The organism is Arthrobacter sp. 8AJ, from assembly GCF_902506025.1.
GTDB lineage: Bacteria > Actinomycetota > Actinomycetes > Actinomycetales > Micrococcaceae > Arthrobacter.
The window spans coordinates 3,371,550-3,392,583 of the sequence record NZ_LR733289.1 but is presented as its reverse complement, the minus strand read 5'-3'; the positions used below and the strand labels follow the sequence as shown (position 1 = coordinate 3,392,583).

The 21,034-nt window shown below is 63.0% G+C and carries 9 protein-coding genes and 3 rRNA genes; 9 read left to right on the top strand and 3 right to left on the bottom strand.

What is annotated here, in order from left to right; all coding sequences use genetic code 11:
- The first annotated feature begins 17 nt into the window (after positions 1–17).
- Entirely contained in the window at positions 18–506 is a 489-nt protein-coding gene (locus BACI349Y_RS15655; RefSeq protein ID WP_159632906.1) for a ribonuclease domain-containing protein, read from the top strand.
- A gap of 7 nt (positions 507–513) precedes the next feature.
- Positions 514–870, top strand: coding sequence for a barstar family protein (locus tag BACI349Y_RS15650; protein ID WP_159632905.1), 357 nt, complete (start codon positions 514–516; stop codon positions 868–870).
- Between the two features lie 30 nt (positions 871–900).
- Here the strand turns inward: BACI349Y_RS15650 and BACI349Y_RS15645 are convergent, their stop codons facing one another.
- Both BACI349Y_RS15645 and glgP read right to left on the bottom strand, forming a co-directional pair.
- The gene (locus BACI349Y_RS15645) at positions 901–2,700 is read right to left on the bottom strand and encodes a thiamine pyrophosphate-requiring protein (RefSeq protein ID WP_159632904.1); all 1,800 of its coding nucleotides are present in this window, start codon (positions 2,698–2,700) and stop codon (positions 901–903) included.
- A gap of 59 nt (positions 2,701–2,759) precedes the next feature.
- Complete coding sequence (glgP, locus tag BACI349Y_RS15640; protein WP_201302460.1) at positions 2,760–5,378, bottom strand: alpha-glucan family phosphorylase; 2,619 nt, start codon at positions 5,376–5,378, stop codon at positions 2,760–2,762.
- 191 nt (positions 5,379–5,569) lie between these two features.
- Between glgP and BACI349Y_RS15635 the strand changes: the two genes are divergently transcribed.
- The 7 genes from BACI349Y_RS15635 (at position 5,570) to BACI349Y_RS15605 (ending at position 19,981) form a co-directional block, all read left to right on the top strand.
- The gene (locus tag BACI349Y_RS15635; protein WP_159635765.1) at positions 5,570–7,612 is read left to right on the top strand and encodes an alpha-1,4-glucan--maltose-1-phosphate maltosyltransferase; all 2,043 of its coding nucleotides are present in this window, start codon (positions 5,570–5,572) and stop codon (positions 7,610–7,612) included.
- Entirely contained in the window at positions 7,609–9,402 is a 1,794-nt protein-coding gene (treS, locus tag BACI349Y_RS15630; protein ID WP_159632902.1) for a maltose alpha-D-glucosyltransferase, read from the top strand. Before BACI349Y_RS15635 ends, treS begins: the two co-directional genes overlap by 4 nt.
- A 1-nt stretch (position 9,403) precedes the next feature.
- The gene (locus tag BACI349Y_RS15625) at positions 9,404–13,102 is read left to right on the top strand and encodes a 1,4-alpha-glucan branching enzyme (RefSeq protein WP_159632901.1); all 3,699 of its coding nucleotides are present in this window, start codon (positions 9,404–9,406) and stop codon (positions 13,100–13,102) included.
- A gap of 990 nt (positions 13,103–14,092) precedes the next feature.
- Positions 14,093–15,614, top strand: a 16S ribosomal RNA gene (locus tag BACI349Y_RS15620).
- Between the two features lie 472 nt (positions 15,615–16,086).
- Positions 16,087–19,214 (top strand): 23S ribosomal RNA (locus BACI349Y_RS15615).
- An 18-nt stretch (positions 19,215–19,232) separates the two neighbouring features.
- Positions 19,233–19,349 (top strand): 5S ribosomal RNA (rrf, locus tag BACI349Y_RS15610).
- Together the 16S, 23S and 5S rRNA genes form the textbook arrangement of a ribosomal RNA operon.
- A gap of 104 nt (positions 19,350–19,453) precedes the next feature.
- Complete coding sequence (locus BACI349Y_RS15605; protein ID WP_159632900.1) at positions 19,454–19,981, top strand: hypothetical protein; 528 nt, start codon at positions 19,454–19,456, stop codon at positions 19,979–19,981.
- Here BACI349Y_RS15605 and BACI349Y_RS15600 read toward each other — a convergent pair.
- Positions 19,978–21,033 carry a LacI family DNA-binding transcriptional regulator gene (locus BACI349Y_RS15600; protein WP_159632899.1) on the bottom strand — a complete coding sequence of 352 codons (1,056 nt, stop codon included), beginning with the start codon at positions 21,031–21,033 and terminating at the stop codon, positions 19,978–19,980. The genes BACI349Y_RS15605 and BACI349Y_RS15600 overlap by 4 nt on opposite strands.
- Position 21,034 lies beyond the last annotated feature (1 nt).

The window sequence follows — 21,034 nt, the reverse complement described above, 5'->3', positions numbered from 1 at the left end:
CCGGCAGGTAAACCCGAATGCGCAACCGCTCCATCCTCCCGCTGCTCCTCACCACCCTGGTGGTACTGGCCATGGTGGCGTTCGGCGGTGCCGGGCTGCTGGGCGGGCAGACGGACGGCACGACGCCGGACGCTGGTTCCAGCCGCACGTCCACTCCCGGTGGAACGGCCACGTCCCCGGCAGCGAAGCAGTCAGCGCCCCACCGGGGAGCCAATCCGTCCAGCCTCCCGGAGATCAGGGAATCCGCGCTTCCGGTGGAGGGCCGCCGGGTGCTGGCGCTGATCCGGGCGGGCGGCCCGTTCCAGTACGGGCAGGATGACCAGGTGTTCGGAAACTTCGAGCGGGTCCTCCCAGCCCGGGACCGCGGCTATTACCGCGAGTACACCGTCCCCACCCCCGGTGAACCGGACCGGGGTGCACGCCGCATCGTGGCGGGCAGTGGCGGGGAGAAGTACTACACCGGGGACCACTACGCAACGTTCAAGTACATAGCGGAAGGCAGCTAGCACAACCATGAGAATCTTCTCCGGCGACACCTGGACCCTTGAAGAGCTGCAGGAACAGGTGGCCGACGCCGGGCGCCGCAGCGTGGTGGTTCCCCCGGCGGACAGCAAGCGCGCCGTCCTGGAAACCTTCGGCGAGGTTTTGGATTTTCCCGAGCACTACGGCGTGAACCTGGATGCGTTGAACGACTCGCTCCACGACTTTGCGGACAGCATCAGCGAAAACGGCACCCCGCCTGTCACGGTCCTGTGGCAGGTGGCGGCGCCGTTCCGCGCCGACAGGTCGTTCGGCATCCTGTGCGAGATCCTGCAGGACGCGGAACGGTACGCGGGCAAGGACCTGGCCGTCACCGCAGTGCTGCTCTAAACCCGCAATCACCGGGCAACCAGTCCGCAGCTAGCTCCCCGGGCGTTCCTCGTGCGCCACGTAGGTGTCCAGCAGCGTAGAGGCCCTGCCGCCGTCGTCCTCCGCTGCCAGCCCCTCGCGCATGCTTTCAGCCTTTTCGCGCCCGGCCGGGAACGGCGGAAGCAGCGGGATTTCCGGGTCGGTCAGGACCTCGATCACCACCGGGCAGTCGGCCGCGAAGGCCTGGTCCCAGGCCTCGCCCACCAGTTCCGGGTCCTCGACGCGGATGCCTTTGAGCCCGAGCAGGTCCGCGTAGGCGGCGAAGGGAAAATCGGGCAGTTCCTGGCTTGCAGCAAACCGCGGCTCGGCTTCCGATTCACGCTGCTCCCAGGTGACCTCCGTCAGCTCGCGGTTGTTGAAGACGCACACCACGAACCTTGGGTCCTGCCACTGGCGCCAGCGGTGCGCCACGGTGACCAGCTCCGCGATGCCCGCCATTTGCATGGCGCCGTCACCGGCCAGAGCCACCAGCGGGCGGTCCGGGCGGGCGAGTTTGGCAGCAAGCCCGTAGGGGATGGAGCAGCCCATGCTGGCCAGGGTCCCGGACAGGTGTGCGGGGACTCCGGCGGGCAGCACCAGCTGGCGGGCGTACCAGTAGACACAGCTTCCGACGTCGACGCTCACCTGGGCGTTCCCGGGCAGCCGGCCGTTGAGCTCGCGGACCACCCGCTCGGGATTGACGGGGCTGGCGGGCACGGCGGCACGGTCAGCTGCGAGGATACGCCAGCGGCTGACTTCCCTTTCCACATCCGTGCGCCATTGCGTGCGTGGCCGGTGCTCCAGCCTCTGGTTCAAAGCGTCCAAGGCTGACGCTGCGTCGCCGGCCAGGCCCACCTCCACGGGGTAGCGGTTGCCGATCTTCTTTTCGTCGATGTCGATCTGCACCGCACGGGCGGCCCCGGGCGGCGGATAGAACTCGGTCCAGGGATCATTGGAACCCACGATGAGGAGGGCATCACAGTTGCCCAGCAGGTGCGCACTCGCGGTAGTGCCCAGATGCCCCATGGTTCCCACCGCAAAGGGCAGGTTTTCGTCCACGTACGGCTTGCCGAGCAGACTGGTGGCGATGCCGGCACCCAGCTTTTCCGCCACGGCAACCACTTCCTGTGCGGCGTGCCTGGCGCCCTGTCCCACCAGGAGGGCCACCCGTTCCGCGGAGTTAAGGAGGGCGGCCGCGGCGGCCAGGTCCTCGTCGCGGGGACTCTTGGCCGCCGCGCTCCAGGACGGCGCCGTGACCACGATGCCGTGCTGCTGCTCCAGCCCGGGCGCGGGTGCGGACTGCACATCGTGCGGAATGATGACCACGCAGGGGGAGGCGGTGGCCTTGGCCGTCCGGAAGGCACGGTCCAGCACCATGGGCACCTGCTCTGCCGTGCTGACCAGCTGCACGAACTGGGACGCGACGTCCTTGAACAACGCGGTCAGGTCGATTTCCTGCATGTAGCCGGACCCCAGCACGGTGCGGCTCTGCTGCCCCACGATGGCCACCACCGGTACGCCGTCCAGCTTTGCGTCATACAGCCCGTTGAGCAGGTGGACGGCCCCGGGCCCCTGGGTGGACGTCACCACCCCCACGCCGCCGGTGTACTTGGCGTGGCCGACGGCCATGAACGCGGCCGCTTCCTCATGCCGGGCCTGGACAAACTCAACCTGCCCCTCGGGCCGGTCCCCGGTCCGGCGGAGGGCACCCATGAAGCCGTTGATGCCGTCCCCGCTGTAGCCGAAGACCCGGTTCACGCCCCAGGTAGTGAGGCGCTCCACGATTACATCGGCCACCGTACGTTCGGTCATCGGACCCTCCTGGTTGGGTATTGCTGCCTGCCAGGAGCCGTACCCAGGAGACCGGCGGGCTATGCGTTGACGATCAGTCCGAGCTCCGCTTTGGAGGCCAGGGCATCATGCCGGGGCAGGACGCGGACCGTGTAACCGAACGGGCCGGAGCGGTCGATGACCAGGGAACCGCTGAACAGGTGCCGCCCGCTGCCCAGGTCTTCCTTCACCTGGAGCTCCATCATGGTGATGTCGGCAAGGGCGTCATTCTCCTCGGCCCGGCCGTAGGCCACCTCGACGCAGACGTCCTCCGGGGTGAGGGCGTTCAGCGCCACGTAGGCGTTGACCTGGAGCGTGTCGCCGATCTGCGGATCCTCCGATACCCCCACCGAATCAACGTGCTCAACGTGGACCTGTGGCCAGGCGCCGCGTACCTTGGCGGACCAGGATGCCAGCGCACGTGCCTGGGCATAGGAGTTGGCGGTGGCGCTGCGTCCCGCTTCCGCGGCGGGGCGGTACAGGATGTTCACGTAGTCCCGGAGCATGCGCTCAGCGGACACGGCCGGGCCGAGGTGCGAGAGGGTGTGCTTGATCATGGACACCCAGTGCGTGGGCACCTTCTCGCTCCGGCTCGTGGACGGCCCGGCGGAGCCGGCTCCCTCGGACACCGTGCTGCCGTAGAATCGCGGCGCCACCTGTGTTTCCAGCAGCTCATACAGCGCTGCGGCCTCGATGTCGTCCCGTTCCTCGGGGGAAGCATCGTTGTTGGCCGTGGGAATCGCCCAGCCGTTCTCGCCGTCGTACATCTCATCCCACCAGCCGTCCAGGACGGACAGGTTCAGCGAGCCGTTCAGGGCTGCCTTCATGCCCGACGTGCCGCAGGCCTCCAGCGGCCGCAGCGGGTTGTTCAGCCAGACGTCGCAGCCCGGGAACAGGGTCCTGGCCATGGCGATGTCGTAGTTGGGCAGGAATGCGATGCGGTGCCGGACCTCGGGGTCATCCGTGAACCGCACCAGGTCCTGGATCATTTTCTTCCCGGCGTCATCGGCAGGATGCGACTTGCCGGCGATAACCAGCTGGATGGGGTGGTCCTTGTGCAGGAGCAGCGCCTTCAACCGCGCCGGTTCCCGCAGCATCAGGGTCAGCCGCTTGTAGGTGGGCACGCGGCGGGCAAAACCAATGGTGAGGATGTCCGGGTCCAGGACGTTGTCTGTCCAACCCAGCTCTGCGTCCGCCGCGCCGCGCTTCTTCCAGGCCGCCCGCAGCCTGCGGCGGACGTCCTCCACCAGGGCAGCGCGCATCTCGCGGCGCAGCGCCCAGACGTCGGCGTCGCTGACGTTGTAGGCCAGGTCCCATTTGCCCAGCGCTTCGGCCTCGCTGCCAAACTGGTCGCGGGCGAGCTTGGAGATGCGGCTGTCCACCCAGGTGGGCACGTGCACGCCGTTGGTGACCGAGGTGATGGGCACCTCGGAGTGGTCGAAGCCCGGCCAGAGGGCGGAGAACATGCCGCGCGACACCTCGCCGTGGAGCTTGGCCACGCCGTTGGCGCGCTGGGCCAGGCGCAGGCCCATGACCGCCATGTTGAACACGGCCGGGTTACCGTCCGCGTAGTTCTCCCGTCCCAATTCCAGGACACGGTCCACGGGCACGTCCGGAGCCAGTCCGGCCTGGAAGAAATGGCTGATCTGGTTAATCTCGAACCTGTCGATGCCGGCCGGCACCGGCGTGTGCGTGGTGAACACGGTGGAGGCCCGCCCGGCGGCGAGTGCTTCGTCGAATGTCAGGGCCTGTTCGCCGGACATCAGTTCCTGGATGCGCTCGATGCCAAGGAACCCCGCGTGGCCTTCGTTGGTGTGGAACACCTCCGGTGCGGCGCTGCCCGTCAGCTTCTGGAAGGCGCGCAGGGCCTTGACCCCGCCCATCCCCAGCAGCAGCTCCTGCTGCAGCCGGTGGTCGCCGCCTCCGCCGTACAAACGGTCGGTGATGCTGCGGGCGGCGTCGTCATTGCCCGGCACGTTGGAGTCCAGGAGGAGCAGGGGAACGCGTCCGACGTCGGCCCGCCAGATGTGTGCCAGCAGCCGGCGCCCGTTGGGCAGGGGCAGGGATACCTCCAGGGCCTTGCCGTTGCCGTCGGGAGAGGGCTCCCGGAGCAGTGTCAGCGGCAGGCCGTCCGGATCCAGGACGGGGTAGGTCTCCTGCTGCCACGCGTCGCGGGACAGTGACTGCTTGAAGTAGCCCGCCTGGTACAGCAAGCCCACACCGATCAGGGGGACGCCGAGGTCCGAGGCAGCCTTCAAGTGGTCGCCGGCGAGGATTCCCAGGCCGCCCGAGTACTGGGGGAGGACCTCGGTGATGCCGAACTCGGGGGAGAAGTAGGCGATGGAGGCGGGTGCATCCGGGCCCAGGCCCTGGTACCAGCGCGGTTCCTGCAGGTACCGGTCAAGGTCCTGTTCTGCGGCGCGCACCCGGTCCACCACCGACTGGTCCGCGGCGAGCTGCTGGAATTCCTCCCGGCTGACCATGCCCAGGAAACCGATGGGGTCCTGCCCGCTTTCCTCCCACAGCCGCGGGTTCAGCCCGGCGAAAAGCTCCCGGGTGGGGCGGTGCCAGGACCACCGCAAATTGCTGGCCAGCCTGGCCAAAGGCCGAATGGGTTCGGGGAGGACTGTACGGACCGTAAACCTGCGGATTGCCTTCACCTGCGTCACACTAACCGACAACATGCGCGGCCGGAACCAGCTTTCGGTTTCTTTTGGGTAAATGACAGGGGCATGAAGAAATTAGGCCGCGGCACGGCGATTTTAGGGAGCAGGCTTAGCAATCCGGGTCATTTCTCGCTAACGTCGAGCCTGTGACGACTAACTCAGGAACCAGTGCCGCATCCACCAAAATGCCCCAGCGCAGTATCACCGAGGACTTGCGGTTTGGGCGTTTTCCCATCACTGCCGTGCAGCCCGTCGTCGAGGGCGGCAAATTCCCGGCCAAGGCCCTGCCCGGCGAGGCCATCGTCGTGGGCGCCACCGCCTTCCGCGAGGGGCATGACCAGCTCGGCGTCAGCGCCGTGCTCCTTGACGCCTCCGGCGCCGAGCGCCAGCGCGTCCGGCTTGCGCCACCGCGCGGGGAACGTGGCATGGGCACGGACCGCTGGGAAGGCGTGCTCACGCCGTCGGAAACGGGGAACTGGTCTTTTGTCATCGAAGCCTGGCACGACCGCTACGGCACCTGGCACCACAACGCCGAAGTGAAGATCGACGCCGGAGTCGACGTCGAACTCATGCTCGCCGAAGGTGCCAAACTGCTGGGCGAAGCGTCCGCGGAGGACTTCCGGGACGAGGTGGACCGGGCAGCCCTGCGGCATGCCTCGGAGGTCCTGGGCGACCAGTCCCGCAGCACGGAGGAACGGCTTGGGGCCGGGTTCAGCCAGGAAGTCGCGGACATCGTGTCCCGCCAGCCCATCCGGGAACTCGTCACCGTTTCTGAAAAATACCCCCTCCTGGTGGAGCGGGACCGGGCCGGGCGGGGCGCCTGGTACGAGTTCTTCCCCCGGTCCGAAGGCGCCGTCAAGGACCACAACACCGGCGCCTGGACGTCAGGCAACTTCCGTACCGCCGCCAAACGGCTGGACGCCGTGGCAGCCATGGGCTTCGACGTCCTCTACATGCCGCCCATCCACCCCATCGGCGTGCAGTTCCGCAAGGGACCCAACAACACCCTGGTGGCCGGCCCCAATGATCCCGGCTCACCCTGGGCCATCGGAGCCAAGGAGGGCGGCCACGACGCCATCCACCCCGATCTCGGATCCTTCGAGGACTTCGACGCCTTCGTGGCGCGTGCCAACGAACTGGGCCTGGAGGTAGCCTTGGACCTCGCACTCCAGGCCGCCCCGGACCACCCGTGGGTGCAGTCCCATCCGGAATGGTTCACCACCAGGGTGGACGGCAGCATTGCCTACGCCGAAAACCCGCCAAAGAAGTACCAGGACATCTATCCGCTCAATTTCGATAATGATCCGGAAGGACTTTCCCGGGAAATTCTGCGGATCGTGCTGCTGTGGGTCAGCCACGGCGTAAAGATTTTCCGCGTGGATAATCCGCACACCAAACCCGTGTGGTTCTGGGAATGGCTCATTGCGGAAGTGGAAAAAGCCGAACCAGGTGTTGTGTTCCTGGCCGAAGCCTTTACCCGCCCGGCCATGATGCACGCGCTCGGCAGGGCCGGCTTCCAGCAGTCCTACACGTACTTCACGTGGCGCAACACCAAGAAGGAAATCGAGACCTACTTCGAGGAAGTCAGCCACGAATCACCGGCGTTCTTCCGGCCCAACTTCTTCGTCAACACCCCGGACATCCTCACGGAATACCTGCAGTACGGCGGACCGGCGGCGTTCCGGATCAGGGCTGTCCTGGCCGCCACCGGAAGCCCGCTCTGGGGCGTCTACGCCGGCTATGAACTGTACGAACACGTTGCCCGGCCCGGTGCGGAAGAGTACATCGACAACGAGAAGTTCGAGTACAAGGCCCGCGACTGGGACGCCGCCGCCGAGTCCGGACGCACGCTGGCCCCGTACATCACCCGGCTGAACCACATCCGGCGGGACCACCCCGCGCTGCTGGACCTGCAGAACCTCACGGTCCACCAGAGCACCGACGACTCCACTGTTGTCTACTCGAAGCACAAGACCCTTCCCGACGGCTCCAAGGACACCATCATCGTGGTGGTCAACGTGGACCCGCACGTCACCAAGGAGTGCAGCGTCTCCCTGGACCTGGCGGCCCTCGAACTGGACCCGCAGGACATCACCCCGGGCGGCGGCTTCTATGTGGATGACCTCATCTCCGGCCAAAGCTGGGAGTGGGGCGAGTTCAACTACGTGCGGCTTGATCCGCACGTGGAGCCCGCCCACATCCTGAGCGTGAGGAGAATGCATCAGTGAGTTTCAACCCGCAGAGTTCCGGCCACTTCACTCCCAAGAGCACGTTCGAGCTAAATGCGCCTGGCCTTCAGCATGACCCTCTGTGGTACCGCAAGGCAGTGTTCTATGAAGTACTGGTCCGGGCCTTTGCGGATGCCAACGGCGATGGGTCCGGGGATTTCTCCGGACTCATCGACCGGCTGGACTACCTCCAGTGGCTGGGCGTGGATTGCCTCTGGCTGCCCCCGTTCTTCCAGTCGCCGCTGCGGGACGGCGGCTACGACATCTCCGACTACAACTCGGTCCTGGATGAATTCGGCACCATCAGCGACTTCAAGCGGCTCGTGGCAGAAGCGCATGCCCGCGGCGTCCGGGTAATCATCGACCTCCCGCTGAACCACACCTCCGACCAGCACCCCTGGTTCCAGGAATCCCGGAAGGACCCGGACGGTCCCTTCGGCGACTTCTACGTCTGGAGCGACACGGACGAGAAATACCAGGACGCACGCATCATCTTCGTTGACACGGAGGAATCGAACTGGACGTTCGATCCCATCCGCCGGCAGTTCTTCTGGCACCGGTTCTTCAGCCACCAGCCGGACCTGAACTTCGAAAATCCCAAGGTGATCGAGGCCGTCTTCGACGTTGTCCGGTTCTGGCTGGACCAGGGGATTGACGGTTTCCGGGCGGACGCCATTCCCTACCTCTTCGAGGAGGAGGGCACCAACTGCGAAAACCTTCCGGCCACCCACGAGTTCCTCCGCCGGCTGCGGGAAATGGTGGATGAACGCTATCCCGGCCGCGTGATCATCGCCGAAGCAAACCAGCCGCCCAACGAGGTGGTGGAATACTTCGGCACCGTCGATGAACCCGAGTGCCACTTGGCGTTCCACTTCCCCATCATGCCCCGCCTTTACTACGCGCTGCGGGACCAAAAGGCGGCGCCCATCATCGAAACGATGCGCGACACCCCGGACATCCCCGAGGGCGCGCAATGGGGCACGTTCCTCCGCAACCACGACGAGCTGACCTTGGAAATGGTCACCGCCGATGAGCGTGCGGCAATGCTGGGCTGGTACGCCCCGGACCCGCGCATGCGGGCCAACATCGGCATCCGCCGCCGGCTGGCACCCCTGCTCGACAACTCGCGGGCCGAGATCGAACTGATCAACGCCCTCCTGCTCTCGCTTCCGGGCAGCCCGTTCCTGTACTACGGCGACGAGATCGGCATGGGGGACAACATCTGGCTGGAGGACCGTGATGCCGTCCGCACCCCCATGCAGTGGAACCCGGACCGGAACGCCGGCTTTTCCCATGCCGATCCCGGCAAGCTGTACCTGCCGCCCATCCAGTCCCTGGTGTACAACTACGCCATGGCCAATGTCGAAGCCGAGGCTGCCCACTCCGGGTCCCTGCTGCGCTGGACCCGGCAGATCCTCAGCGTCCGCAAGAACCATCCCGCGTTCGGACTGGGCGGCTTCAAACATGTGGAAGCAGACCACGACGCCGTCCTGGCGTACCTGCGCGAGCTGCCGGCCAGCAACCCTGACGGTGCCGACGCCGAGACCATCCTGTGCGCCTTCAACCTCTCCCAGCACCCGGTCGCTGCCACGCTCCGGATTCCTGAATATGCCGGCCGGGGGCTCCGCGATGTGTTTGGCGGACAGATCTTCCCCGGCATCGGCGACGACGGCACCCTTACCCTGACCATCGGAAGCCACGATTTCTTCTGGCTTCGGATGCGGTCGGCGGGGTCGAACCCATCGTCGCCCTACACCCAGGCCATGCCCATCCTGTCGATAGAGAACTGAGATGAACCAGCCAATCCTCACTCCCGCCCTCACCGCGCTGCTCAAGGAATGGCTGCCGCAGCAGCGTTGGTTCCCAATCAAAACCCCGGATTTCGCCATCTCCCAGGCCGGCAGCCTGGGACTGGCGGACCCCAGCGGACACGCGGCGCTGGCCGTGTTCCTCCTCAACGTCACCACCCAGGGGCCCGACGGCGGTCAGCGCACCGCCGTCGTCCAGGTTCCCTTGAGCTTCCGGCCGGCGCCGGCCGGGGGCATGGAGCGTGCGTTGGTGGGTGAAGCGGCAGGAATGGATCCTACCCGCCCCTGGGTGTACGACGCCGTCCACGACCCCGACTTCGTGGGCGCGTGGCTGGAGCTCATTCGGCAGGAAGGAAAGGCGGACAGCGGCACCGCGACGGGATTCCGCGTGGAAGGACCCTACCGCCTGCCCACGGCGAAGGGCGTCGTGAAGGTGCTCTCCGGTGAGCAGTCCAACAGTTCCGTCATTGTGGACGACGGCGAATCGGCCGCCATGGTGAAATTCTTCCGGGTCCTGTCTGACGGGACCAACCCGGAGATCGAGGTGGGAGCGGCGCTGACGAAGGCAGGAACTTCGGAAGTCCCTGCCACCCTTGGCTGGGTCCGGGGCGAGTGGCTGGGGCACGGCAACCACGCCTCCAGCGGCACCGGCCAGGGTACCCGGTACGTCCAGGGTGAGCTTGCGGTGGCCCACGAATTCCTCGCCGGTGGCCGCGATGCCTGGCGGCTGGCAGTGGACGCAGCCCGCTCCGGCACGGACTTCACGGCAGAAGCAAGGGCCCTGGGCGCCGCCACCGCTACAGTGCACAAACGCTTGGCGGAAGCCCTCGGGACGTCCGCCGGCTCTGCACCCGGCAAGGGAGCAGGACCCGCTGTTGCACAGCGCGTCCGGAACGCCTGGGCGGAAGCGCGGGCCGCCGTCGGGCCTTACGACGATGCCTTGGACGCCCTGCTGGCTGACCTGGACAAGGTTCCCGACGCGCCCCTGCAGCGCATCCACGGCGACCTCCACCTGGGCCAGATCCTCCAGGTCACCGGCCAGTCCGGCGACGAGTCGCGCTGGGCCATCCTGGACTTCGAGGGCGAGCCCCTGCGACCCATCGCCGAACGGAACGTCCCGGACGTGCCCCTGCGCGACGTCGTCGGCATGCTGCGGTCCTTCGACTACGCCGCCGGAGCAGCCGAGCGCGAGCAGGAGGGAGCCCAGGTTCCGGACAGCTGGGTTGACGACTGCTCTGACGCCTTCCTGGCAGGGTATGCCGGGGTCATTCCCGGAACGGTGGACCGAACCTCACCACTGTTTGTGGCATTGTGGCTGGACAAGGCACTGTACGAAGTTGTTTATGAAATGCGAAACAGGCCCGACTGGGTGGCGATTCCCGTAAACGCCTCCAGGCGGCTCCTGGGCAGTAACGGTGCCGGCGACTCCGCCGGTGCAGCATCGGAAGGTAACGAAATGACTGGCTCAGCACGAACTGACCGCCCGGGGGTGCCCCTGCACGTGGATGAAGGCACCCTGGGCAGGATCGCGAACGGTGAACACCACGCCCCCCACTCCGTCCTGGGCGCGCACCTGGACGACTATGGGCACGTCACCATCCGGACCGTGAAGCACCTCGCCGAAGCAGTCACCGTGGTCACCCGTGCCGGTGAAGTTCCCATGGAACACGAGGCCCACGGCGTCTGGGTTGCCGTCCTGGAACCGCTGGAGCAGGGGCACGTTCCCGACTACCGCCTCACGGTCGCCTACCCGGGCAAGGACCCGGTGACCGTTGACGAGCCCTACCGCTACCTGCCCACCGTGGGCGAAGTTGACCTCCACCTCATCGGTGAAGGCCGGCATGAGAAACTGTGGCAGGTGCTCGGCGCCCATGTCCGGCATTACAAGTCGGCGCTGGGAGACGTCAACGGTGTGTCCTTTGCCGTCTGGGCCCCCAACGCGCAGGCCGTCCGCGTCAAGGGCGACTTCAACGCCTGGGACGGACGGGAACACTCCATGCGCTCCCTGGGTTCCTCCGGCGTGTGGGAGGTCTTCATCCCCGGCGTCGCCGCGGGGGCCTGCTACAAGTACGAAATCCTGACCCGGGGCGGCTACTGGGTTGAAAAGGCCGATCCGCTGGCGTTCGGCACCGAAGTTCCCCCCTTAACCGCGTCCAGGGTGGTGGAACCCTCGTACGCGTTCAAGGACGAGGAATGGATGGAAGCGCGGGCCAAACGCGATCCCCACAACTCCGCCATGAGCGTGTACGAGGTGCACCTCGGATCCTGGCGCCTGGGCCTCGGCTACCGCGAGCTCGCCAAGGAACTGGTGGAGTACGTCAAGTGGCTGGGATTCACGCACGTGGAATTCATGCCCGTCGCAGAGCACCCGTTCGGCGGTTCCTGGGGTTACCAGGTCACCTCCTACTTCGCGCCCACATCCCGGTTCGGACACCCGGACGAGTTCCGCTACCTGGTGGACGCCCTCCACCAGGCAGGAATCGGCGTCCTGCTGGACTGGGTGCCCGCACACTTCCCGAAGGACGCCTGGGCCCTGGCCCGGTTTGACGGCGAGCCGCTGTACGAACACTCGGACCCGGCACTTGGCGAACACCCCGACTGGGGCACCCTGATCTTCGACTTCGGGCGCACCGAGGTCCGGAACTTCCTGGTGGCCAACGCCCTCTACTGGCTGGAGGAATTCCACATCGATGGCCTGCGCGTGGACGCGGTGGCCTCCATGCTCTACCTCGACTACTCACGCCAGGAAGGCCAGTGGCGGCCCAACCGCTTCGGTGGCAGGGAGAACCTCGAGGCCATCTCCTTCCTGCAGGAAGTCAACGCCACCGTTTACAAGACCCACCCCGGCGCCGTCATGATCGCGGAAGAATCCACGGCGTTCCCGGGCGTTACTGCGCCCACCAGCCACGGCGGCCTGGGCTTCGGCCTGAAGTGGAACATGGGCTGGATGCACGATTCCCTCAAGTACATCTCCGAGGACCCCTACAACCGCAGGTGGCACCACGGGACGGTGACGTTCTCCCTGGTCTACGCCTTCACGGAGAACTTCCTGCTGCCCATCAGCCACGACGAGGTTGTCCACGGCAAGGGCTCCATGCTCCGCAAGATGCCCGGTGACCGCTGGCAGCAGCTGGCGAACCTCCGCGCCTTCTTTGCCTACCAGTGGGCGCACCCAGGCAAGCAGCTCATCTTCATGGGCACCGAGTTCGGCCAGGAAGCCGAGTGGTCTGAACAGCACGGCCTGGATTGGTGGCTCGCGGATATCCCTGCACACAGGGGACTGCAGCTGCTCACCAAGGACCTCAACGAGCTGTACGCGTCCACCCCGGCGCTGTACACGCAGGACAACGTTCCGGCTGGTTTCCAGTGGATCAACGGTGGCGACGCGGACCGCAACGTCCTGTCCTTCATCAGGTGGGACGCCGACGGCAACCCGGTTGTCTGCGCCATCAACTTCTCCGGCGCCCCGCATGTCGGCTACACCCTGGGTGTCCCCACCGCCGGGGCCTGGACAGAGGTCCTGAACACCGACCACACCACCTACGGCGGATCCGGTGTGCTGAACGACGGCGAGCTGAAGGCAGTGGACGAAGGTCAGGATGGCCAGCCGGCGACGCTGACTGTCACGCTGCCTCCGCTCGGGGCGTCCTACTTCAAGCCGGGAGCATCAACGGCTGGCTGATCCGTCCGGCCGGTGAACTGCGAAAGGCCCGGAATCCGCGTGATTCCGGGCCTTTCGGCTGCCATCAGGACACCACGCGAGGGCGGACTGGCGATCCCGGAGGAGTGGTGGTAGAGTTTATTTCCGCGCTGCTCCACGGAGTCAGACGGAAAACCGATCCCCCAAGCATATGCTGAGGATGGTCGCGGACGCCGGTTTGACACGCAGGAAGCCAGCCGGTAAGTTTGAAAAGTTGCTCCGGAGCGATCCTGAACGTTGGTTTGGGTGGTGCCGGGTGTGTCTGTTGTTTGAGAACTCAATAGTGTGCCAAGTTTGTTGATACCGATTATGTATGTAATTGGTTGAATTTGCCGAATCGTGCCGCCCCTGTGGTGTGGTTTGGTGTTTTTAGCTGGTTTCAAATTTTGTGCAGCCATTATGACCGTTATTTCCGGTGGTTTTGGTTGTGTCTGTTTGTTTTCAACGGAGAGTTTGATCCTGGCTCAGGATGAACGCTGGCGGCGTGCTTAACACATGCAAGTCGAACGATGATGCCCACTTGTGGGTGGTCCTGAACGTTGGTTTGGGTGGTGCCGGGTGTGTCTGTTGTTTGAGAACTCAATAGTGTGCCAAGTTTGTTGATACCGATTATGTATGTAATTGGTTGAATTTGCCGAATCGTGCCGCCCCTGTGGTACTGGTTTGGTGTTTTTAGCTGGTTTCAAATTTTGTGCAGCTTTTGTCGCCGTTATTTCCGGTGGTTTTGGTTGTGTCTGTTTGTTTTCAACGGAGAGTTTGATCCTGGCTCAGGATGAACGCTGGCGGCGTGCTTAACACATGCAAGTCGAACGATGATGCCCACTTGTGGGTGGATTAGTGGCGAACGGGTGAGTAACACGTGAGTAACCTGCCCTTGACTCTGGGATAAGCCTGGGAAACTGGGTCTAATACCGGATATGACCTTCCATCGNGACCGTTATTTCCGGTGGTTTTGGTTGTGTCTGTTTGTTTTCAACGGAGAGTTTGATCCTGGCTCAGGATGAACGCTGGCGGCGTGCTTAACACATGCAAGTCGAACGATGATGCCCACTTGTGGGTGGATTAGTGGCGAACGGGTGAGTAACACGTGAGTAACCTGCCCTTGACTCTGGGATAAGCCTGGGAAACTGGGTCTAATACCGGATATGACCTTCCATCGCATGGTGGTTGGTGGAAAGCTTTTGTGGTTTTGGATGGACTCGCGGCCTATCAGCTTGTTGGTGGGGTAATGGCCTACCAAGGCGACGACGGGTAGCCGGCCTGAGAGGGTGACCGGCCACACTGGGACTGAGACACGGCCCAGACTCCTACGGGAGGCAGCAGTGGGGAATATTGCACAATGGGCGCAAGCCTGATGCAGCGACGCCGCGTGAGGGATGACGGCCTTCGGGTTGTAAACCTCTTTCAGTAGGGAAGAAGCGTAAGTGACGGTACCTGCAGAAGAAGCGCCGGCTAACTACGTGCCAGCAGCCGCGGTAATACGTAGGGCGCAAGCGTTATCCGGAATTATTGGGCGTAAAGAGCTCGTAGGCGGTTTGTCGCGTCTGCCGTGAAAGTCCGGGGCTCAACTCCGGATCTGCGGTGGGTACGGGCAGACTAGAGTGATGTAGGGGAGACTGGAATTCCTGGTGTAGCGGTGAAATGCGCAGATATCAGGAGGAACACCGATGGCGAAGGCAGGTCTCTGGGCATTAACTGACGCTGAGGAGCGAAAGCATGGGGAGCGAACAGGATTAGATACCCTGGTAGTCCATGCCGTAAACGTTGGGCACTAGGTGTGGGGGACATTCCACGTTTTCCGCGCCGTAGCTAACGCATTAAGTGCCCCGCCTGGGGAGTACGGCCGCAAGGCTAAAACTCAAAGGAATTGACGGGGGCCCGCACAAGCGGCGGAGCATGCGGATTAATTCGATGCAACGCGAAGAACCTTACCAAGGCTTGACATGAACCGGAAAGACCTGGAAACAGGTCCCCCACTTGTGGTCGGTTTACAGGTGGTGCATGGTTGTCGTCAGCTCGTGTCGTGAGATGTTGGGTTAAGTCCCGCAACGAGCGCAACCCTCGTTCTATGTTGCCAGCACGTGATGGTGGGGACTCATAGGAGACTGCCGGGGTCAACTCGGAGGAAGGTGGGGACGACGTCAAATCATCATGCCCCTTATGTCTTGGGCTTCACGCATGCTACAATGGCCGGTACAAAGGGTTGCGATACTGTGAGGTGGAGCTAATCCCAAAAAGCCGGTCTCAGTTCGGATTGGGGTCTGCAACTCGACCCCATGAAGTCGGAGTCGCTAGTAATCGCAGATCAGCAACGCTGCGGTGAATACGTTCCCGGGCCTTGTACACACCGCCCGTCAAGTCACGAAAGTTGGTAACACCCGAAGCCGGTGGCCTAACCCCTTGTGGGAGGGAGCTGTCGAAGGTGGGACTGGCGATTGGGACTAAGTCGTAACAAGGTAGCCGTACCGGAAGGTGCGGCTGGATCACCTCCTTTCTAAGGAGCACCTACAACAACCGGCCTGGATGTATGTCCGGGTGTGGGGGTTGTCAGGAAGCAAGCCCGTTGCGCAGGCGATTGTCCTGCGGCGGGTGCTCATGGGTGGAATATCAACAAATAGCGGCCGTTGTGTTGTCGTGTCCTTTCCTAGTACGAACCCTGGTGGTTCTGGAACGGTGGGCGTGGTGATGTGGTGGTTTTCGTGTTTGGCACACTGTTGGGTCCTGAGGCAACAGGACCGGGGTTTTTGGCCCTGGGTTTGTTTGTTTCTGGTTTCCCTGCCATGACGGTCCATGCACGTGTGTGTGGGGTGTGTGGTGTGGGGTTGTTGTTTGAGAACTACATAGTGGACGCGAGCATCTTGTATAAGAAGCAATTTCCAAGATAAATGAACCTGGATCTGGTTCGTGTGCCTTTGGGTGCGCGGGACAGTTTTCGTGGTTCTCTCGAAAATGTTTTTGATCTTTGTGGTCAAGTTTTTAAGAGCACACGGTGGATGCCTTGGCATTAGGAGCCGAAGAAGGACGTAGGAATCTGCGATAAGCCTGGGGGAGTCGATAACCGGACTGTGATCCCAGGGTGTCCGAATGGGGAAACCCCGCCAAGCGCGCGAGTGACTTGGTGACCCGTACCTGAACACATAGGGTGCGTGGGGGGAACGCGGGGAAGTGAAACATCTCAGTACCCGCAGGAAGAGAAAACAATAGTGATTCCGTTAGTAGTGGCGAGCGAACGCGGATCAGGCTAAACCGTTCCATGTGTGATAGCCGGCGGGCGTTGCATGGTCGGGGTTGTGGGACTTTCCATACCAGTTCTGCCGGGCTGGTGGGGTGTGATGTGCGCGCATAGGTGAACGGTTTTGAAAGGCCGGCCAGAGAGGGTGTTAGTCCCGTAACCGTAATGTGTTTGTACCGCCTGTGAGAGTATCCCAAGTAGTACGGGGCCCGAGAAATCCCGTGCGAATCTGTCAGGACCACCTGATAAGCCTAAATACTCCCTAATGACCGATAGCGGACCAGTACCGTGAGGGAAAGGTGAAAAGTACCCCGGGAGGGGAGTGAAACAGTACCTGAAACCGTGTGCTTACAATCCGTCGGAGCCAGTCTGATTCTGGTGACGGCGTGCCTTTTGAAGAATGAGCCTGCGAGTTAGTGTTACGTCGCGAGGTTAACCCGTGTGGGGCAGCCGTAGCGAAAGCGAGTCTGAATAGGGCGTGTGAGTGGCGTGATCTAGACCCGAAGCGAAGTGATCTACCCATGGCCAGGTTGAAGCGACGGTAAGACGTCGTGGAGGACCGAACCCACTTCAGTTGAAAATGGAGGGGATGAGCTGTGGGTAGGGGTGAAAGGCCAATCAAACTTCGTGATAGCTGGTTCTCCCCGAAATGCATTTAGGTGCAGCGTTGCGTGTTTCTTGCTGGAGGTAGAGCTACTGGATGGCTAATGGGCCCTACAAGGTTACTGACGTCAGCCAAACTCCGAATGCCGGTAAGTGAGAGCGCAGCAGTGAGACTGTGGGGGATAAGCTTCATAGTCGAGAGGGAAACAGCCCAGACCACCAACTAAGGCCCCTAAGCGTGTGCTAAGTGGGAAAGGATGTGGAGTTGCCCAGACAACCAGGAGGTTGGCTTAGAAGCAGCCACCCTTAAAAGAGTGCGTAATAGCTCACTGGTCAAGTGATTCCGCGCCGACAATGTAGCGGGGCTCAAGTACACCGCCGAAGTTGTGGCATTCAGATATTAGCTAAGCCCTTGTGGTTCAGGCGTCTGGATGGGTAGGGGAGCGTCGTGTGGGCAGTGAAGTCGCGGTGTAAACCAGCGGTGGAGCCTACACGAGTGAGAATGCAGGCATGAGTAGCGAAAGACGGGTGAGAAACCCGTCCGCCGAATGATCAAGGGTTCCAGGGTCAAGCTAATCTGCCCTGGGTAAGTCGGGACCTAAGGCGAGGCCGACAGGCGTAGTCGATGGACAACGGGTTGATATTCCCGTACCGGCGAAAAACCGTCCATGTTGAACAGGGGATACTAACCGCCCGAGACCTGCCCGATCACCCTTGTGGTGTGAGGGTTTTGGTGGAGCGCGGGACCTGATCCTGGGAGGCAAGCGTATTAACAGGTGTGACGCAGGAAGGTAGCCGAGCCGGGCGATGGTTGTCCCGGTCTAAGGATGTAGGGCGAGTGGTAGGCAAATCCGCCACTCATGTGCCTGAGATCTGATGGGACCCCCGTTTGGGGGGATTTGGTGATCCTATGCTGCCGAGAAAAGCATCGACGCGAGGTTTTAGCCGCCCGTACCCCAAACCGACACAGGTGATCAGGTAGAGAATACTAAGGCGATCGAGAGAATTATGGTTAAGGAACTCGGCAAAATGCCCCCGTAACTTCGGGAGAAGGGGGGCCCCAACCTTGATCGGACTTCGCGTCCGGGAGGGGATCGGGGCCGCAGAGACCAGGGGGAAGCGACTGTTTACTAAAAACACAGGTCCGTGCGAAGTCGCAAGACGATGTATACGGACTGACTCCTGCCCGGTGCTGGAAGGTTAAGAGGACCGGTTAGCCTCACGGCGAAGCTGAGAATTTAAGCCCCAGTAAACGGCGGTGGTAACTATAACCATCCTAAGGTAGCGAAATTCCTTGTCGGGTAAGTTCCGACCTGCACGAATGGAGTAACGACTTCCCCGCTGTCTCAACCATAAACTCGGCGAAATTGCAGTACGAGTAAAGATGCTCGTTACGCGCAGCAGGACGGAAAGACCCCGAGACCTTTACTATAGTTTGGTATTGGTGTTCGGAGTGGCTTGTGTAGGATAGGTGGGAGACGTTGAAGCCCGGACGCCAGTTCGGGTGGAGTCATCGTTGAAATACCACTCTGGTCACTTTGGACATCTAACTTCGGCCCGTAATCCGGGTCAGGGACAGTGCCTGATGGGTAGTTTAACTGGGGCGGTTGCCTCCTAAAAAGTAACGGAGGCGCCCAAAGGTTCCCTCAGCCTGGTTGGCAATCAGGTGTCGAGTGTAAGTGCACAAGGGAGCTTGACTGTGAGAGAGACATCTCGAGCAGGGACGAAAGTCGGGACTAGTGATCCGGCGGTACATTGTGGAATGGCCGTCGCTCAACGGATAAAAGGTACCTCGGGGATAACAGGCTGATCTTGCCCAAGAGTCCATATCGACGGCATGGTTTGGCACCTCGATGTCGGCTCGTCGCATCCTGGGGCTGGAGTAGGTCCCAAGGGTTGGGCTGTTCGCCCATTAAAGCGGTACGCGAGCTGGGTTTAGAACGTCGTGAGACAGTTCGGTCCCTATCCGCTGCGCGCGCAGGAAATTTGAGAAGGGCTGTCCTTAGTACGAGAGGACCGGGACGGACGAACCTCTGGTGTGTCAGTTGTACTGCCAAGTGCACCGCTGATTAGCTACGTTCGGATGGGATAACCGCTGAAAGCATCTAAGCGGGAAGCTCGCTTCAAGATGAGATTTCCATACACATTATTGTGTGAGAGGCCCCCAGCCAGACCACTGGGTTGATAGGCCGGATGTGGAAGCGAGGACTAACGACTCGTGAAGCTGACCGGTACTAATAGGCCAATAACTTACACCACACAGAAAGGTACAAGGGTTACGGCGGTCATAGCGTGGGGGAAACGCCCGGTCCCATTCCGAACCCGGAAGCTAAGACCCACAGCGCCGATGGTACTGCACCCGGGAGGGTGTGGGAGAGTAGGTCACCGCCGGACATACATTACGAAGGGCCCTGACAAGGATTGTCAGGGCCCTTCGACTTTAACCCCAAGACCGGTGCCGCCGGACGGCCAAAGGTCCGCGGGTAGGATTGACCCTCATGAGCAGCATCTTCAGCCACGCCCAGGACCCCTCCCAAGACGACGGCCGCCAGGCCTCAGATCCCTTGGAGCCCGTGGTGAACACCGTCCGCGTACCGGGACCGGTGGCCCGGGCTTTCGCAGGCTTCACCGACCACGCCCACCTGTGGTGGCCCTTGGAGCGGCACGGCGTCTACGGGGCCGGCTCCTATGTGGAGTTCGAGGAGAACATCATCCTTGAGACGGCTGACGATGGCCGCACCAGCATCTGGGGGACCCTCGATGACTGGCAGCCGCCGCTGTCCTTCCATGCCTCCTGGCACCCCGGAACCACGGCGCTGTGGTCCACCGAGCTCCTGGTGGTGTTCCGCGCCGTTGAGGCGGAAACGGAAGTCCGGGTCTTCCATGAGGGCTGGGAAGGGGCCGAGGACCCGGTTGCCGCCCGCGAAGCCTATGTGGAGGCGTGGCCGTTGATCCTGGAACGGTTTGCACGGTTCATGGGTGCCGGCGACCCAACGGATGCCGCCCCTTCCGAAGGCCTGTCCTAGGCCGTCGTCGCGGCAAGGTCCGGTGGTACGGCGGTGCTGTGCCGGATCACGAATTCCGTGGGGTATTCCTGGTCCTGGGCTGCCGTAACTGCCGGACCGCCGTCGGGATCCCTGCCGGCGCCGTCCAGCAGGGCCAAAGCAGTCGCGGCCGCCAGCTTCCCCTGGCCCCGCGGGTCCTGGCTCACAGTGGTCAGCCCGAAGGTCTCTGCCAGCTCATGCCCGTCAATCCCCACCACGGAGAGATCCTCCGGGACCCGAAGGCCGAAGTCGCGCGCGGCAAGCATGACGCCCACCGCCATCTCATCGGAGGCGGCAAAGACTGCCGTGGGCCGTTCGGTGGGTGTTCCCAGCAGCCGGCGGCCTGCCGCGTAAGCGCCCTGGATGGTGAAGTCGGCAGTGGCATGCCACTCGGGCCGAAACCCAAGCCCTGCTGCCGCCATGGCCGCCGCGAAGCCCTTTTGCCGGAGCTGAGGAAGCTTGAAGTCCCTGTTCAGCCCCGCGTCCCCGGTGATATGCGCAATCCGGGTATGTCCCAGCCCAATCAGATGGCTGGTGGCCATCTTCGCCAGGCCCTCGTCGTCGATCCTGATGGTGGACGCCCCGGGCAGGGCGCCTCCGATCACCACGATGGGACGGTGCACGGCCAGCAGCTGCCCGATCTCTTCCTCACTGAGCACCAGCGCCACGGCAATTACCGCATCCAGGCGTTTCCGCAGCAGGAAGTCGGTCAGGATGCTGTTGCGCCGCTCCGGCTGTTCACCCACGTTATAGAGCGTCAGGTCATAGCCGGCATCGAGCAGGGTTTCGGAAACGCCTTCCAGTACAGAAGAGAAGTACCAGCGCTGGACGTTGGGTACCACCAGCCCGATGTTGTGGTTCCGCCCTGAGGCGAGGCTCGACGCGTGGTAGGACGGAACGAACCCGAGTTCCCGGGCAGCCTCCTGGGCCAGCCGGCGGCTCTTGGAAGAGACGTTGGATTTGCCGCTCAGTGCCCGCGAGACGGTGGCCACCGACAGCCCGGCCCGGCTGGCAACTTCTTTGATGCCTGCCACG